The 16,192-nt window shown below is 68.7% G+C and carries 17 protein-coding genes; 13 read left to right on the forward strand and 4 right to left on the reverse strand.

The window, feature by feature from the left end:
* Positions 1–65: 65 nt before the first annotated feature.
* Positions 66–1,145 (forward strand): peptide chain release factor 1, encoded by a 1,080-nt coding sequence (gene prfA / locus ACZZZB_RS17510; protein WP_463530370.1) that lies wholly within the window; start codon positions 66–68, stop codon positions 1,143–1,145.
* Between the two features lie 65 nt (positions 1,146–1,210).
* Here prfA and ACZZZB_RS17515 read toward each other — a convergent pair whose 3' ends face one another.
* The 3 genes from ACZZZB_RS17515 to cysK all read right to left on the reverse strand — a co-directional run bounded on the left by ACZZZB_RS17515 (position 1,211) and on the right by cysK (position 4,373).
* Positions 1,211–2,767 (reverse strand): ABC-F family ATP-binding cassette domain-containing protein, encoded by a 1,557-nt coding sequence (locus ACZZZB_RS17515; protein WP_194604881.1) that lies wholly within the window; start codon positions 2,765–2,767, stop codon positions 1,211–1,213.
* Between the two features lie 91 nt (positions 2,768–2,858).
* The gene (gene epsC, locus ACZZZB_RS17520) at positions 2,859–3,425 is read right to left on the reverse strand and encodes a serine O-acetyltransferase EpsC (protein ID WP_192018552.1); all 567 of its coding nucleotides are present in this window, start codon (positions 3,423–3,425) and stop codon (positions 2,859–2,861) included.
* A gap of 9 nt (positions 3,426–3,434) precedes the next feature.
* Positions 3,435–4,373 (reverse strand): cysteine synthase A, encoded by a 939-nt coding sequence (gene cysK / locus ACZZZB_RS17525; protein ID WP_079707199.1) that lies wholly within the window; start codon positions 4,371–4,373, stop codon positions 3,435–3,437.
* 163 nt (positions 4,374–4,536) lie between these two features.
* Here cysK and prmC point away from each other — a divergent pair, with 163 nt between their 5' ends.
* Positions 4,537–5,445: a peptide chain release factor N(5)-glutamine methyltransferase gene (gene prmC, locus ACZZZB_RS17530; protein WP_463530371.1), complete on the forward strand. Its 909-nt coding sequence runs from the start codon at positions 4,537–4,539 to the stop codon at positions 5,443–5,445.
* Positions 5,446–5,643: 198 nt separating this feature from the next.
* Here the strand turns inward: prmC and ACZZZB_RS17535 are convergent, their stop codons facing one another.
* Positions 5,644–6,282, reverse strand: coding sequence for an HAD-IA family hydrolase (locus tag ACZZZB_RS17535; protein WP_240044036.1), 639 nt, complete (start codon positions 6,280–6,282; stop codon positions 5,644–5,646).
* A 125-nt stretch (positions 6,283–6,407) separates the two neighbouring features.
* Here ACZZZB_RS17535 and ACZZZB_RS17540 point away from each other — a divergent pair, with 125 nt between their 5' ends.
* The 11 genes from ACZZZB_RS17540 to ACZZZB_RS17590 all read left to right on the forward strand — a co-directional run bounded on the left by ACZZZB_RS17540 (position 6,408) and on the right by ACZZZB_RS17590 (position 16,189).
* On the forward strand, positions 6,408–7,205 hold the full coding sequence (locus ACZZZB_RS17540) for a glycosyltransferase family 2 protein (RefSeq protein WP_463530372.1): 798 nt from the start codon (positions 6,408–6,410) through the stop codon (positions 7,203–7,205).
* Positions 7,202–8,173 (forward strand): NAD-dependent epimerase/dehydratase family protein, encoded by a 972-nt coding sequence (locus ACZZZB_RS17545; RefSeq protein WP_463530373.1) that lies wholly within the window; start codon positions 7,202–7,204, stop codon positions 8,171–8,173. The genes ACZZZB_RS17540 and ACZZZB_RS17545 overlap by 4 nt, the downstream gene beginning before the upstream one ends.
* A 12-nt stretch (positions 8,174–8,185) precedes the next feature.
* The gene (locus tag ACZZZB_RS17550) at positions 8,186–10,006 is read left to right on the forward strand and encodes a polysaccharide biosynthesis protein (protein ID WP_079002758.1); all 1,821 of its coding nucleotides are present in this window, start codon (positions 8,186–8,188) and stop codon (positions 10,004–10,006) included.
* On the forward strand, positions 10,003–10,989 hold the full coding sequence (locus ACZZZB_RS17555) for an MraY family glycosyltransferase (RefSeq protein WP_137243295.1): 987 nt from the start codon (positions 10,003–10,005) through the stop codon (positions 10,987–10,989). The genes ACZZZB_RS17550 and ACZZZB_RS17555 overlap by 4 nt, the downstream gene beginning before the upstream one ends.
* Before the next feature lie 73 nt (positions 10,990–11,062).
* Positions 11,063–11,731, forward strand: a complete 669-nt coding sequence (locus ACZZZB_RS17560) for an L-threonylcarbamoyladenylate synthase (RefSeq protein WP_079707193.1) — start codon at positions 11,063–11,065, stop codon at positions 11,729–11,731.
* Positions 11,728–12,993: an MraY family glycosyltransferase gene (locus tag ACZZZB_RS17565; protein ID WP_086473957.1), complete on the forward strand. Its 1,266-nt coding sequence runs from the start codon at positions 11,728–11,730 to the stop codon at positions 12,991–12,993. The genes ACZZZB_RS17560 and ACZZZB_RS17565 overlap by 4 nt, the downstream gene beginning before the upstream one ends.
* Positions 12,990–13,475, forward strand: coding sequence for a hypothetical protein (locus tag ACZZZB_RS17570; protein WP_463530374.1), 486 nt, complete (start codon positions 12,990–12,992; stop codon positions 13,473–13,475). The genes ACZZZB_RS17565 and ACZZZB_RS17570 overlap by 4 nt, the downstream gene beginning before the upstream one ends.
* Before the next feature lie 275 nt (positions 13,476–13,750).
* Complete coding sequence (atpB, locus tag ACZZZB_RS17575) at positions 13,751–14,530, forward strand: F0F1 ATP synthase subunit A (protein ID WP_175117868.1); 780 nt, start codon at positions 13,751–13,753, stop codon at positions 14,528–14,530.
* Between the two features lie 46 nt (positions 14,531–14,576).
* On the forward strand, positions 14,577–14,810 hold the full coding sequence (gene atpE, locus ACZZZB_RS17580; RefSeq protein ID WP_064295310.1) for an ATP synthase F0 subunit C: 234 nt from the start codon (positions 14,577–14,579) through the stop codon (positions 14,808–14,810).
* A 30-nt stretch (positions 14,811–14,840) separates the two neighbouring features.
* Positions 14,841–15,392, forward strand: a complete 552-nt coding sequence (locus tag ACZZZB_RS17585) for a F0F1 ATP synthase subunit B (RefSeq protein ID WP_064295311.1) — start codon at positions 14,841–14,843, stop codon at positions 15,390–15,392.
* Complete coding sequence (locus ACZZZB_RS17590; protein ID WP_071262369.1) at positions 15,392–16,189, forward strand: F0F1 ATP synthase subunit delta; 798 nt, start codon at positions 15,392–15,394, stop codon at positions 16,187–16,189. Before ACZZZB_RS17585 ends, ACZZZB_RS17590 begins: the two co-directional genes overlap by 1 nt.
* The last annotated feature ends 3 nt before the right edge of the window (positions 16,190–16,192 follow it).

Below are 16,192 nucleotides of genomic sequence, written 5' to 3' on the forward strand. Positions count from 1 at the left end.
GGAACGGGTGGGGTCGGTCCCGTTTCGCCCCCGGTGCCGCATGATGGTGATGAAGGAAGAGAACGATGTTCGAATCAGTTGAGACGCTCGTCGCCGAGCACAAGGATCTCCAGGATCAGCTCGCCGACCCGGCGGTCCACGCCGACCCCGCACGGTCGAAGAAGATCAACCGCCGCTACGCCGAGCTGTCGAAGATCATCGCGGCCTACCACACCTGGCAGGCGACGCAGGAGGACCTCGACGCCGCTCGGGAACTCGCCAAGGAGGACGAGGCGTTCGCCGAGGAGGTGCCGGTGATCGAAGAGCTGCTGGTGACCAACCAGGAGAAGCTCCGCCGTCTGCTCATCCCGCGCGACCCCGACGACGGCCGCGACGTCATCATGGAGATCAAGGGTGGCGAGGGCGGCGCCGAGAGCGCGCTCTTCGCCGCCGACCTGCTCCGGATGTACCTGCACTACGCGGAGTCCAAGGGGTGGAAGACCGAGCTCCTCGAACGCACCGAGAGCGACCTCGGTGGATACAAGGACGTCCAGGTGGCGATCAAGTCGAACGCGACCGACCCGTCGCAGGGGGTCTGGGCGCACCTCAAGTACGAAGGCGGCGTGCACCGCGTGCAGCGTGTGCCGGCCACCGAGTCCCAGGGCCGCATCCACACCTCCACCACGGGTGTCCTCGTCTTCCCCGAGGTCGATGAGCCGGAGGAGGTCGAGATCAGCCAGAACGACCTGAAGATCGACGTCTACCGGTCGAGCGGCCCCGGCGGTCAGTCGGTCAATACCACGGACTCCGCGGTGCGCATCACCCACCTGCCGACCGGCATCGTGGTGTCGATGCAGAACGAGAAGAGCCAGCTGCAGAACCGTGAGGCCGGCATGCGCGTGCTCCGCGCCCGCATCCTCGCGCGTCAGCAGGAGGAGCAGGCCGCTCTCGACAGCGCTGCCCGCAAGACGCAGATCCGCACCATGGACCGCTCCGAGCGCATCCGCACCTACAACTTCCCTGAGAACCGCATCGCCGACCACCGGACGGGGTACAAGGCGTACAATCTCGACGGCGTCATGAACGGCGCGCTCGGGCCGATCATCGAATCGGCGATCACCGCCGACGAGGAGGCACGCCTGGCCGACATCGGCGACCAGGACTAGGACTCGAGAGCGCAGTCGTGGTCGTCATCCCGCTCGGATGACGACCACGACTGCGCTTTCGTCGTTCAGCCGATGCGCAGTCGCTTCGTCGCGACCTTGTCGGCGAAGAACCGGTCGTGGCTGACCACGACGATGGCGCCGGGGAAGTGCACGAGTGCGCGTTCCATCACCTGCGTGCTCGCGAGGTCCAGGTGGTTCGTCGGCTCGTCGAGGAGGAGCACCGAAGCTCCGGAGAGCAGGCACTGGGCCATGGCGACGCGGGCGCGCTGCCCACCCGAGAGCATGCCGATCTTCTGCTTGAGGTCGGCGTCGGAGAACTGGAACATGCCGAGGAAGCGGTTCACCGACTTCTTCGTCGCCGCGAAGGCGAGGCTGTCGGGCATGGCGCCGACGGCGTGCGCGACCGTGTCGGTGAGGTCTAGCTCGTCGACCATCTGGTTGTAGGACGCGTATCGGACCCCGCCGGTCCAGGTGACGTGACCGGCGTCGGGGCGTTCGTCGCCCTCGAGGATCCGGAGGAAGGTGGACTTGCCCGCGCCGTTCGGTCCGTGGACGACGATGCGTTCGCGGCGGCCGATCTCGAGGTCGAGCCCGTCGAACAGCGTGTGCTCGCCGTAGGCCTTCGTGAGCCCCTGGATCCGGCAGAGCGTGTCCTTGATGTGCAGGCCGCCGTAGATGTCGGTGATGATGTCGTCGACCGGACGCGGCGGCCTGGCCTTCTTGATCTTCGCCAGCTGCGAGGAGAGGTCCTTCTTCCCGGCGGCCTTGGCCGCCTCGCGACGGTCCGAGATGCCCTCGGCCTCGAAGGCGAGCAGCTCGGACTCGTGGACGAACTGCGCCTCGAGGCTCTTGAGTCGGAACTGCTTCTGGACGACGTACTCGTCGAAGCTGCCGGGATACTCGTGGAGGTGGAAGTTCTCGACCTCGACGATGCGGGTGACCACGGCGTCGAGGAAGGTCCGGTCGTGCGAGACGACGATGGCCGCGCCGCGGAACGAGCCGAACCAGGATTCGAGCCACTCGACCCCCGCGACGTCGAGGAAGTTCGTCGGCTCGTCGAGGAGCAGGACGTCCGGGCGCTCGAGGAGGATCTTCGCGAGCGCCGCGCGGTTGCGCCAGCCGCCGGAGAGGGAGTCGATGGGGAGCACGCGGCGCGCGGCGTCGAAGCCGAGTGTGGTGAGGGCGGTGTCGATGTGGCGCTGGTAGTCCCAACCGTCCTGGCGCTCCATCTCCTCGAAGAGCTCGGCCTGCCGTTCGATGAGCTTCGTCATCCCGTCGAGGTCGTTCGGGTCGGCGGCGATCGCGGCGTCGATGGATGCGAGTTCCGCCTCGATGGCGTGGATGTGACCGAAGAGTCCTTCGAGGACCTCGGTGATGGTGGCGCTGCCGTCGAGCTCCGAGAACTGCGAGAAGTACCCGATCCGCGTCCCGTCCTCGATGGTCACGGTGCCCGAGTCCGGTTGGAGCTGGTCGAGCGCGAGCTTCAGGAGGGTGGACTTGCCGGAGCCGTTCCGGCCGATGAGCCCGACCCGGTCGCCTGGCTCGAGCCGGAAGAAGACGTCGCGGAGTACCGGGCGCTCCTCGAACCGGACGGTGACGTCGTGCAGGCGGATGAGACTCATTGGGACCTCTCGAGGAACGGGGTGCGGGTGGGATGCGGGAGATCGTCGTCCGGGGGAGGCGTGGACGACGGACCGCCTCACCTCGCGCGGATCAGATGTGGTACTCGGGATCGAGCAACGCGAGACCGTGCGTGCCGCTCCCGCGCGGGCGCTCGACCGCCGGGACACCGAGCAGCAGGCTGCGGGGTGGGCACGCCTTGGTGACGACGGCGTTCGCGCCGACGATGGTCCCCGCACCGATCAGGATGGGCCCGAGGATCTTCGCCCCGGCTCCGACGGCGACGCCGTCACCGATCGTCGGGTGGCGCTTGCCGACGCCGCGGCTCTTCCCGCCGAGGGTCACGCCGTGGAAGATCATGACGTCCTCGCCCACCTCGGCCGTCTCGCCGATGACGACGCCCATGCCGTGGTCGATGAAGAACCGCCTGCCGATCCGGGCGCCCGGGTGGATCTCGATCCCGGTGAGGAACCGGGTGAACTGGGAGCCGAACCGGGCGAGGGTGCGGAAGCCGCGCCGCCACAGGCGATGGTGCAGCCGGTATGCCCAGACGGCGTGCAGGCCGGAGTAGCTGAGCGCGATCTCGATGGTGCCGCGGGCCGCCGGATCGTGTGCGCGTGCGGCACCGATGTCCTCGCGGACCCGCGACAGCATTCCCATGCGTCGAGCCTAGTCGCGCAGGTCGTCGTACATCGTCGTCGACAGGTAGCGCTCGCCCGCGTCGGGGATGATGACGACGATGGTCTTGCCGGCCATCTCCGGACGGCGTCCGACCTCGAGGGCTGCCCACACCGCGGCGCCGGAGGACATGCCGCCGATGATGCCGTCGTCGGTCGCGAGGCGTCGTGCGGTCGCGTAGGCCGTGTCGGTCTCGACCGGGATGATCTCGCTGAACAAGGAGGTGTCGAGGATGTCGGGCACGAAGTTCGGGCCGATGCCCTGGATCTTGTGTCCACCGGCGCGACCCTCGCTGAGCAGCGGGGAGTCCGCGGGCTCCACGGCGATGATCTGCACGTCGGGGTTGTGCTCGCGGAGCCAGCCGCCGACGCCCGTGATCGTCCCGCCCGTCCCGATGCCCGCGACGAACGCGTCGACCGTGCCGGCGGTGTCCTCCCAGATCTCGGGTGCGGTCGTCCGCCGGTGGATGGCGGGGTTCGCCTCGTTCTCGAACTGCCTGACCCAGACGGCGCCGGGGTGCTCGGCGACGATGCGCTGCGCCTCCTGCACGGCGTTCGCCATCCCCTTCGTCGGATCGGTGAGGACGAGCTCGGCACCGTAGGCGCGGAGGAGGGTCCGGCGTTCCTTGCTCATCGAGGCCGGCATCGTGAGGATGACCCGGTAGCCCCGGGCGGCTCCCACGAGGGCGAGCGCGATGCCGGTGTTCCCGCTCGTCGACTCGACGATGGTCCCTCCCGGCTGCAGCTGGCCCGAGGCCTCCGCCGCGTCGACGAGCGCGATGCCCAGGCGGTCCTTGACGCTCGATCCGGGATTGTAGAACTCCAGCTTCGCCAGGACGGTCGCGCCGACGCCCTCGGCGATGCGGTTCAGGCGGACGAGCGGGGTGCGCCCGTAGGCCTGGGTGATGTCGGTGTAGACGGTGCCGGTCACGGTGTTCCTCTTCCTCGAACGGGGCTCGGTTCAGCCTACGACCTGGTCGATCGGCGGGGTCCCGTGTGACGACGAGGGTTACCGGCCCGCCGCCGCGCCGAGGCGGTGGGGTAGGCTCGGTGCGGCCCACCCGACCAGGCCGCCCCAGATGATGACCTCGCTCATGCCCAGCACCCCTTCCGCCGCCGCCGCAGACACCCCGTCCGCCGGCCACCCTGCGACCGTCGAACTCGCGCGCCGACACGCCGTCGAGATCCTCACCCGCGCAGCCGTGCCGTCACCCGACGTCGACGCGGAGCTCCTCCTCGGACACGTGCTCGGCCTCGGTCGTGGTGCCGTGCAGGCCGCGGCGATCACCGGTCGCGTGCTCGATGCCGAGGAGCGCACCGTGTTCGCCGAGCTGGTCGAGCGTCGGGCCGCGCGCGAACCGCTGCAGCACATCACGGGTCGTGCCGCGTTCCGTTCGATGGAACTCGCGGTCGGACCAGGCGTCTTCGTGCCGCGCCCCGAGACCGAGTCGGTCGTGCAGTTCGCGATCGACGCGCTCCGAGCCGTTCCGATCCCTCAGCCAATCGGCGTCGACCTCGGCACCGGCAGTGGAGCGATCGCGCTGGCGATGGCGACCGAGGTCCCGAACGCGGCGATCTACGCGACCGAGAACTCGGTCGAGGCGTTCATCTGGGCGAGGCGGAACTTCGCCGAGTCCGGTGCCGACAACGCCACCGTCGTCTTCGAGCACCTCGCCGACGCCTTCCACGAGCTCGACGGCTCGGTGGACGTCGTGATCTCGAACCCTCCGTACGTCCCGGACGACGCGATCCCGCGCGATCCCGAAGTGCGTCTCCACGACCCCTCGGCCGCGCTGTACGGCGGACCGGACGGTCTCGACGTGGTGCGCCAGGTGTCCGCCACCGCGCAGCGACTGCTCCACCGGGGCGGCACGCTCATCATCGAGCACGGTGAAGTCCAGGGGCAGGCCATCCGCGAGCTGCTCACGGCCGACGGCTGGCACGCTGCGGCGACCCACCGCGACCTCACCACCCGCGACCGCACGACCATCGCGATCCGCTGACGCGTCGAGCCCGCGCTTCTCAGCTCCGGAGGCCCCTCTTCCGGTCCCTGAGCCTGTCGAAGGGCGAGTCCGAGCCGTGGATCCGCCGCCCTTCGACAAGCTCAGGGACCGATGGTTCGGCTCAGGGACCGATGGGTCGGCTCAGGGACCGATGGTTCGGTTCAGGGGCCGGTGGGACGCATCGGCCGGTGGGCCGAGTCAGGGTGTGGCCGCCACGAAGGCGTCGACCGCAGCGTCGAGTCCTGCGACGTCGAAGGCACCTGAGGCGTCCTTCGTCAGCTGGAACGCGTGCATCCCCACGGCCTCGGCGCCCGCGCAGTTCGCCGCGGAGTCGTCGATGAGCATGGTGCGGCCGGGTGCGACGCCGTACCGGCTGAGCGCGCGGGTGTAGACACGGGGCTCGGGCTTCTCCGCTCCGAGGACGGCGGACACGAGGTCGTTCTCGCCGAGGAGGGCTGCGGCCTCGGGAGCCAGCTGCGCGAAGGAGTCCCGGAACGGGATCGGATTGTTCGACAGCAGGGAGACCGTGCCGAGGGTCGCGGCACGGGCGAGGGTGGCCAGGACGCCGGGAACCGGGGTCATCGCCGCCGCACGGGCCTCGCGCCACTCCTCGAGTGACAGTGGGTACCCGGTGACCTCGGCGAACACCGCCAGATAGTCGTCACTCGTCGGGTACTCGCCGATGTTGGCCGCGGCCTCGTGGCCGCCGACCCACCACTGCTTCGCGAGCCGGTACTGGCTCACGCCCGTCAACCGGGAGAGCGCCGGGAGGCGTTTCCGGAAGTCGTAGTCGTACAGGGTCTTGTCGCAGTCGAAGAAGAACACACGCTCTGGCACCACTCCAGTATGCGGCCCCGGGCTCCCAGGACCGGACGCGGGCAGCACGTAGACTGACCAGGCGCGTCGGGCCCACGTCCGTCGTGCCTCGGCGGTGCCGTCCCCGCCGCCGGAGAGGGTGAACCGTGGACCGTCCTGTGACCGCCTGCATCGTCATGTACCGGAACGATCGCGACAAGCTGCGTGCGGCCATCGACTCGACCCTCGGGAGCCCGCTCGTCGAGACGCTGTACCTCGTCGACAACTCGCCGACGGACGAGCTCCGCGACCTCGCGGCCGACCCGCGGGTCGAGTACCTGCACAACCCCTCGAACCCCGGCTTCGGCACCGCCCACAACCTCGCGATCGCGAAGGTCCTCGGGCGTTCGAAGTTCCACATGGTGGTCAACCCGGACGTGTACTTCGAGCCGGAGGCGATCGAGCAGCTCCACGAGTTCATGCTCGAGCACCCCGAGGTCGGGCACGTCATGCCGAAGGTGCTGTACCCCGACGGATCCCTCCAGTACCTGGTGAAGCGGAACCCCTCCGTCTTCGACCTGTTCGCCCGCCGATTCCTGCCCGGTCCGCTGAAGCCGCTCGTCGCGAAGCGCATGGCCCGCTACGAGTACCGCGACATCGACGAGAACCCGGCGCACGACTACAACAAGACGATGTTCGACGTGCCCTACCTCTCGGGGTGCTTCATGTTCCTCCGGACCTCGACCCTGCACCGCGTCGGCTTCTTCGACGAGCGGATCTTCATGTACATCGAGGACGCCGACCTCACCCGTCGCTTCCTCCAGGTGTCCCGGACCGCGTACTACCCCGGCGCGACGATCCACCACCACTTCGCGAAGGGCTCGCATCACAACCGGAAGCTGATGTGGTATTCGATCCAGGGGGCCTTCGTGTACTTCCGCACGTGGGGATGGTTCGGACGATGAGCCGGGTGCTCGTGACCGGTGCGACCGGCTTCATCGGGACGAACCTCGTCCCCGTCCTCGAGGCGGCCGGCCACGAGGTCGTGCCGTTCTCGTTGCGCGGGTGGACGGGGGAGCCCTTCCCGGCGGACGTCGACGTCGTGGTGAACCTCGCCGGGAAGGCGCACGACCTCGACGGCACCGCCTCTCCCGAGGTGTACCGGAGGATCAACACCGACCTCGCCGAACGCGCGTACGTCGCCTTCCTGGCGTCGGACGCCACCACCTTCATCCAACTGAGCAGCGTCGCCGCGGTGAACGAGGCGACGGTCGACGGTGTGCTCGACGAGTCCGCCGAGCCCCACCCGGTGACCCCGTATGGCAAGTCGAAGCTCGCGGCCGAGCGGCTCCTGCTCGCCGTCGAGCCCCCTGCCGGTCGCCGGACGATCGTCCTTCGTCCGACGATGGTGCACGGGCCGGGGGACAAGGGCAACCTCCGCCTCCTCTTCGGCCTGCTGTCCCGCGGTATCCCGTACCCGCTCGACGCCTTCCGCAACGAGCGCAGCTTCGTGTCGATCCAGAACCTCACGTGGGCGATCACGAGCATCATCGACACGCCCGCCGTCACGACGGGTGTCTACCTCGTCGCCGACGACGAGCCCGTGTCGACGGGGCACCTCGTCAGCCTCATCGCCGAGGTCACCGGTCGCCGGGTCCGTCGCCTTGCCCTGCCGCCGGCACTCGTCCGGCTGGCGGCCGCCGTCGGCGATCGCGTCCCCGCCGTGCCGCTCAACTCCGGGCGTCTCGCGAAGCTCACCGAGGACTACCGCGTCTCCGGAGCCCGACTGCTCGGTGCACTGGGGCACGAGCGCATGCCGACGGCGACGGACGACGGTCTCCGGTCCTCGATCGCAGCCCTCGCCGCGGAGCGCGGTGCGCCCGGCCCCGACGCGCAGTCCGTGCGCAGCCAACGCGAAGCCGGCGATCGGTAGGATCGACACGTTATGACCTCCACGCTCCCCGACGCCCCCCGTAGATGGACGCAGGCGCCCGGTCCTCGTTTCGCCGCGAAGACCGCCCTCGACGCACTGTGCTGGGTGCTCGCCATCGTGGTCGCCCAGCTCGTCCGGTTCGAGCTCGAGTACGAGCGCGTGGCCCTCGTCGGGACGGTCCTCCTGTGCGTCATCGCCGTGGTCGCCCAGCTCGTCGTGGCCTACCTGTGGAGCTACTACCACGGCCTGCACAGCTTCGGCAGCTTCTACGAGGCGAAACAGCTCATCGTCGTCGCGCTGATCGTCACCGCGATCCTCATCGCGGTCAACGCGGTGTTCGGCGTCGCGTGGGGGGTTCCACGGTCCACCACGGTGATCGCGTTCCCGTTCGCGATCGTCTTCATGGGCATCACGCGCTACGTCAAGCGACTCTTCGTCGACAGCCGGAGCCGGCCGATCGAGGCGCAGCGCGTCCTCGTCTACGGAGCCGGTGCGCTCGGGATGTCGATCATCCCTCGGCTCATGCGCGACCCGCAGTCCCCCTACCTCCCGGTGGGCGTCATCGACGACGACCCCTCGAAGCGCAACTTCCGCATCGCCTCCGTCGCCGTGGTCGGCACGGGAGCCGACCTGGTGGCGGCCGTCAAGCGCACCGGGGCGCAGGCGCTCATCATCAGCATCGCGGACGTCGACAACGACTTCATCCGCCAGGTCAGTGAGCGAGCCGACGAAGCGAAGCTCCGGGTGCTCGTCGTGCCGCCCATCGACACGATGCTGGCTCCCGGGACGGGCGAGAGCGCGCCGAGCCTGCGCGACCTCAACGTCGAGGACTTCATCGGCCGCAACACCGTCGACCTGCAGGTCGAGAGCATTGCGGGGTACCTCACCGGCAAGCGCGTGCTCGTCACCGGTGCCGGCGGATCCATCGGCTCCGAGATCGCCCGTCAGGTCAACCAGTTCGGCCCGGCGGAGCTCGTCCTGCTCGACCGCGACGAGACGGGGCTCCACACCACGCAGCTCTCGATCTCCGGACACGGTCTGCTCGACACCAAGGAGGTCGTGCTCGCCGACATCCGCGACCTCCCGTCGCTCATGGAGATCTTCGAGGACCGCCGTCCCGACGTCGTCTTCCACGCGGCAGCGTTGAAGCACGCTCCGATGCTCGAGCAGTACCCCGACGAGGCCTGGAAGAACAACGTCCTCGGCACCCTGAACGTGCTGAACGCGGCGCGGGCCGTCGGCGTCGGCACCTTCGTCAACATCTCGACCGACAAGGCCGCGAACCCGACGACCGTCCTCGGCTACAGCAAGCGCATCGCCGAGAAGCTCACCGCCTGGATGAGTGCCCAGGAGACCGACGCACGGTACCTCTCGGTCCGGTTCGGCAACGTCATCGGCAGCAGAGGCTCCGCCATCCCGGCGTTCACCGCCCAGATCGAGGCCGGCGGTCCGGTCACGGTCACGCATCCCGACGTCACCCGCTTCTTCATGACGATCCCCGAAGCGTCGAAGCTCGTCATCCAGGCCGGCGCGATCGGCGACCCGGGCGAGGTCCTCATCCTCGACATGGGCCGTCCGGTCCGCATCCTCGACGTCGCCAAGCGCATGATCGCCGCGTCCGGCAAGGACGTCGAGATCGTGTACACCGGTCTCCGGCACGGCGAGAAGCTGCACGAGGTCCTCATCGACACCGACGAGATCGCCGACCGCTCGAAGCACCCGAAGGTCTCGCACACGCGGATCCAGCCGCTCGACCCGGCACTGCTCGACATCGCCGTCTGGCGGGAGACGATCGCCGACGAGGGCGCCGGCACCCACCACCTGGTGCAATGACGGTTGCCATCCTGGCGGGGGTGCTCGCGCTCGTCGTGAGCCTGCTGTCCCAGCTCGCCATCCGCCCGATCCTCATCCGTCGGTCGGTCGTCGACACCCCGAACCACCGATCCATGCACGTCACCCCGACGATCCGCGGGGGAGGGATCGGCGTCGCCGTCGCGGTCGCCGTCGGTCTCGGCACGGCGGCGGTCCTGCTCCACAGCCTGCCGCTCTGGATCGTCGCCGCCGTGTCGGTCGTGAACGCTGCCATCGGAGCCGTGGAGGACGTCCGCGGACTCCCCGTCCGGGTGCGCTTCGGGTTGCAGGTCGTGCTCGGACTCGTGGCGACCTGGGTGCTCGTCGTGTCGATGGCCGCGAGTTTCTGGTGGATCCCGCTCGGGATCCTGGCACTCGTCGCTTACACGAACATCGCGAACTTCATGGACGGCGTCAACGGCATCTCCTCGATGCACGGCACGGTCGTCGGCGGGTTCTACGCCGGTCTCGGCGCCGTGGCCGGTCTCCCGGGCGTCACGGCAGCCGGCCTCGTCGTGGCGGCCGCGTTCCTCGGGTTCCTGCCGTGGAACCTCGCTCGGCGCCGGATGTTCCTGGGCGACGTCGGCAGCTACCTCCTCGGCGGCTCCCTCGTCGCGGTCGCCATCTACGCGGCCTTCAGCGGTATCTCCTTCGTCGCGCTGATCGGCCCGGTCCTCGTGTACGTCGCGGACACCGGGACGACGATCATCGCGCGCTGGCGGCGGGGGGAGCCGCTGCACGAGGCACATCGCAGCCACGTGTACCAGCGTCTCGCCGCCGGCGGACTCGGTCACCTCGGGTCCACCGCCGTCGTCAGCGTCGCGACCCTCGCCACCGGACTCCTCGGGGTGGTCGTCGCGACCGGCGCCTGGCCCTTCCAGGTCCTCGCCGTCCTCGGCATCCTGCTCGTCCTCGCCGTCTACCTGTGCCTGCCCAGACTGCTCGGAAGACGCCCGAGGCTATGATTGAGCGTCGTCACCCCGATCATCCGGCCGACTGATCACCGATCGGCGGCCCCGTTCAGCCAGGACCCACCACATGCCGCAGACCTTCGATTGCCAGGATCACGCGCAGCTGCTCGCCGGGATGCGCCTGGCGCGGACGGCCCTGGCGAGGGGTGAGCTGGTCGTGCTCCCGACCGACACGGTCTACGGGGTGGCCGCCGACGCGTTCTCGCCGGCCGCGGTACAGCGCCTGCTCGACGCGAAGGGTCGGACCCGGCAGTCACCGCCGCCCGTCCTCGTCTCGGGTGTGAACACGCTCGAGGCCTTGGCGGCGTCCGTGCCCGATGCCGTGCACCGGCTGGTCGAGGCGTTCTGGCCCGGCGGCCTGACCATCGTGCTCGAGGCCCAGCCGTCGCTCGCCTGGGACCTCGGCGAGACCGCCGGTACGGTCGCGCTCCGGATGCCGTCGAACCCGGTGACCCTCGAACTCCTGCAGGACACGGGCCCGCTCGCGGTCTCCTCGGCGAACCTCACCGGCCGACCGGCCGCCACCTCCGCCGCTGCCGCGCTCGAGATGCTCGGCGACTCGGTCTCGGTCTACCTCGACGGCGGCGAGAGCGGCGAGCAGTCGTCGACGATCATCGACGCGACCCGACTCGGCACGGCCGACGAACGGATCGTCGTCCTGCGCGATGGAGCCGTCTCCCGCGAGGCGATCCGCGGCGTGGTGGGCGATCTGCTCCCCGAGCCGCGCGAACCATGAACCAGTTCTCCGGGTACCTCATCGTGCTCGTCGTGAGCGCGGGCATCACCTTCGGCTTCGCACACCTCGCGCGGCGGGTCGGTGTGAAGTACGGTCTCCACCCGCCGATCCGCGAACGGGACGTCCACCAGACGCCGACGCCGCGCCTCGGTGGGGTCGCGATGTTCATCGGCATCCTCGTCGCGTTCGGCGTGGCCTGGCAGCTGCCCTTCTTCGACCTCGTGTTCGCCGATCCGGAGCCGGTGCTGGCGATCCTCGGTGCCGCCCTGTTCATCGTCGGGATCGGCGTCGCCGACGACCTGTGGGACCTCGACTGGATGATCAAGCTCGCCGCACAGTTCATGGCGGCAGGGCTCGTCGCCTGGCTCGGTGTGCAGATCTACTCCTTGCCCATCGGTGGCCTGACGGTCGGCTCGTCGTGGGTGTCCTTCTCGATGACGGTCTTCGCCATCGTGCTCGTGATGAACGCGATCAACTTCGTCGACGGGCTCGACGGGCTCGTCGCCGGTGTCGCCGTCATCGCGAACACCGTGTTCTTCGTCTACACACAGCTGCTCGTGACCTCCACCGGGGCGAGCGACTACTTCAACCTCGCTTCGCTGATCGCCGCGATCCTCGTCGGTGCGTGCCTCGGCTTCCTCCCGCTCAACTGGCACCCCGCCCGACTGTTCATGGGCGATGCCGGTGCGCTGCTCGTGGGGCTGCTCATGGCGACCTCCGCAGCCGCCGTGACCGGCCAGGTCGACCCGGCTGCCCTGGGCCGCACGCAACTCTTGCCCGCGTTCATCCCGATCCTGCTGCCGTTCGCCATCCTGGTCGTGCCGCTCGCCGACTTCGTGCTGGCCGTCCTCCGTCGTCTCCGCGCCGGCAAGTCGCCGTTCAGCGCCGACCGGATGCACCTCCACCACCGGCTGCTCGACCTCGGTCACAGCCAGGTGCACGCCGTCCTCATTTTCTACGGCTGGACGGTCGTCATCTCCGTCGGATGCCTGGCGTTCTTCGCGGCCCCGACCTGGCTGGCCGTGCTCTTCGTCTCCGTGGGCGTCGTCACCTGCACGGCGTTCACGCTCCTGCCGATCGGTCGCCGCAGGCGGGCCGACCGGCTCGCGCAGCGCGTGGCCGCCGGCACGGAGGGCGCTCCCGGGTCGGCGCTGTACGATCGGCTCGACGAGGCCTCCGGGCAGCGCGACCCCGAGGCGCCCGTGAGCGGCGACACCCTCGACACCCTCGACTCTCTCGCCAAGAAGGACCAGCACCCATGACTCCTCTCGCCCAGGCCGGCTCGCACGCGAGCGCCAACCGGGTCTTCCGCACGGCACTCCGGTACAGCGCGCTCCTCGCGCTCGTGATCGCCGTCGTCGGGGGAGTGGTCGGCTGGAGCGTCGACGGTTCCCGCGGCCTCACGAGTGCGCTCATCGGCACCGCGATGGCGCTCGTGTTCCTCGGCATCACCTCGGTGAGCATCCTCTTCGCCAACCGCTGGTCCGGCCAGGAGTTCTTCGTCGGCATCCTGTTCGGGGTGGTGATGGGCAGCTGGCTCGTGAAGTTCGTCATCTTCCTCGTGCTCGGCTTCATCCTGAAGGACCAGCCGTGGGTCAACGCACCGATCCTGTTCGGGAGCGTCATCGTCGGTGTCGTCGGATCGCTCGTGATCGACGCCGTCGTGGCGGCGAAGGTGCGGGTGCCCTACGTCTCGGATGACATCCTCCCGAAGGCGTCGCCGCAGGACTCCGACCAGGGCTGACGCTGCGGACGCATCCAGGTCGCGCGGGAGCATGCCGGAACCGGTATCCGAGGCACAGCCGAGGTCCCAGCTCGGAATATAGCCGTGGAATACCACCCCTGGGTTCGTCGGGGCCGGGTTTCCTTGCTAGACTCGTCAACGAATCCTCCCACTAGCACCGCTTCGGCGTGCGGCGAGGAGACATCCCCCCTGTTCGTCGCCGCGAGAGCTCTGCTCCACGCCCCCGAAACTGGAGATACGTGCTGTTCGCTAACGCCGTGCACCTGATCGCACCGATGGCCGCCGAAGATGGCGAGTTCCACGGTCCGTCGATCGACGAGTTCTTCCCCGACATCATCCTCTTCGAGGGCACGCCCTTCGCGATCAACCGGGTCATCCTGATCCGGTTCATCGCGGTGATCGCCCTCCTCCTGTTCTTCTGGCTGTCGACGCGCAAGATGCGCCTCGTCCCCGGCCGCGCGCAGAGCCTCGCCGAGATGGGGCTCGGCTTCGTCCGCGTCAACATCGCGGAAGACCTGCTCGGCAAGAAGGACGGCCTCCGGTTCCTGCCGATCCTGACGACCATCTTCTTCATGGTCCTCGCGATGAACCTGACGGGCATCATCCCCGGGCTGAACCTGGCCGGTACCTCGGTCATCGGTGTCCCGTTGGTGCTCGCACTGGTGTCCTACGTCACCTTCATCTACGCCGGTATCAAGAAGAGCCCGGGCAAGTTCTTCAAGAACTCCCTCTTCCCCTCCGGGGTGCCGTGGCCGGTGTACATCATCGTCACGCCGATCGAGCTCATCTCGACCTTCGTCATCCGCCCGCTCACGCTGACGCTCCGACTCCTCATGAACATGATCGTCGGGCACCTGCTGCTCGTCCTGTTCTTCGCGGCGACGCAGTTCTTCATCGTGAACCTCGGCGGATGGTTCGCCCTGATGGGTGTCGGGACGCTGGCCTTCGGCCTCGTCTTCACCCTCTTCGAACTCCTGGTCGCAGTCCTCCAGGCCTACGTCTTCACCCTCCTCACCGCGGTCTACATCCAGCTCGCGGTCGCAGAAGAGCACTAATCGAGCCCGGCACCCGCCAGGTCTCACCCAACGGAAGGAAACAAACGTGGACGCAACTACCGTTCTCGCCGCCCTTGAAGGAAACATCGCGACGGTCGGTTACGGTCTCGCAGCCATCGGCCCCGCCATCGGTGTGGGTATCGTCGTCGGCAAGACGATCGAAGGCACCGCGCGTCAGCCCGAGCTGGGTGGTCGTCTCCAGGTCCTCATGTGGATCGGTATCGCCTTCACCGAGGCGCTCGCCTTCATCGGCATCGCGACCTACTTCATCTTCGTCTAAGCCCCCTTTCACATCTCCGAAGGAGGCAAGATGTTTGATGCAGTGATCATCGCTGCTGAAGAGGGCGCTCCGACGAACCCTCTCATCCCAGCGGTCTACGACATCGTCTGGTCTGCCGTCGTCTTCATCATCATCCTCGGCTTCTTCTGGAAGCTGGTCCTGCCCAAGGTGCAGAAGCTCCTCGACGACCGCGCAGCGGCCATCGAGGGCAACATCGCCAAGGCCGATGAAGCGCAGAAGCAGGCCGAAGCGGCGCTCGAGCAGTACAACGCTCAGCTCGCCGAGGCCCGTCAGGAAGCCGGCCGCATCCGCGAGCAGGCTCGTGTCGAGGGTCAGACGATCCTCGCCGAGCTCAAGGAGCAGGCCACGGTCGAAGCCGCTCGCGTCACCGCGAGCGCTCAGGCACAGATCGAAGCCGAGCGTCAGGCGGCCGTCGTGTCGCTGCGTGCCGAGGTCGGCACGCTCGCGCTCGACCTCGCCAGTGGCGTCATCGGCGAGACGCTGAACGACGACGCGAAGGCCACGGCGGTCGTCGACCGGTTCCTCGCGGACCTCGAAGCGTCGGAGAAGGCAGCCAAGTAATGGGAAGCGCGACCAGAGAAGCACTCGCCTCGTCGAAGGAGGCCCTCGCCGCCCTCGGCGCCGGGGCCGATCTGGCCACCGCGGACGGACTGTTCGCAGCGGGCCGGGCCATCGGCGGCTCGAGCCACCTGAGCGCGGCGCTCAGCGACCCCGCAGCCGACGCCGGTGCCAAGCGCACCGTCGTCGAGCGGATCTTCGGCACCCAGCTGAGCGCGCAGGCGCTCGGCCTGCTGCAGACCGTCGTCTCCGGCCGCTGGTCCAGCGAGGCCGACCTGCTCGCAGGCATCGAGGAGCTCGGCCTCCGGGCCGCCTCGATCTCCGCCGGTGCGCAGGGCGACATCGAGGCCGAGTTGTTCGAGTTCGGGAAGCTCGTGTCGAGCAACCACGAGCTCGAACTCGCGCTCAGCAGCAAGCTCGGTTCGTCCGCTGCGAAGGGCGCCCTGGCGGCGTCCCTCCTCGCGGGCAAGGCGAGCCCGCAGACCGTCAGCATCGTCGGTCAGCTCGTGCAGCAGCCGAGAGACCGTCGGATCGGAGAACTGCTCCGGTACGCATCAGGCATCGTCGCCGACCAGCAGGGCCTCGCGGTCGCCACGGTCACGGCAGCCGCACCGATCGAGGCGTCGCAGCTCCAGCGCCTCGAGCGCCACCTCGCCACGGCCTACGGCCGTCAGGTGAAGATCAACCAGGTGATCGACCCCGCCGTCGTCGGTGGACTGCGCGTGCAGCTCGGGGACGACGTCATCGACGGCAGCCTCGCTGCCCGACTGAACGACCTCCGTCTGCAACTGGCCGGATAACGG

This window comes from Plantibacter sp. AC185 (genome assembly GCF_979258065.1).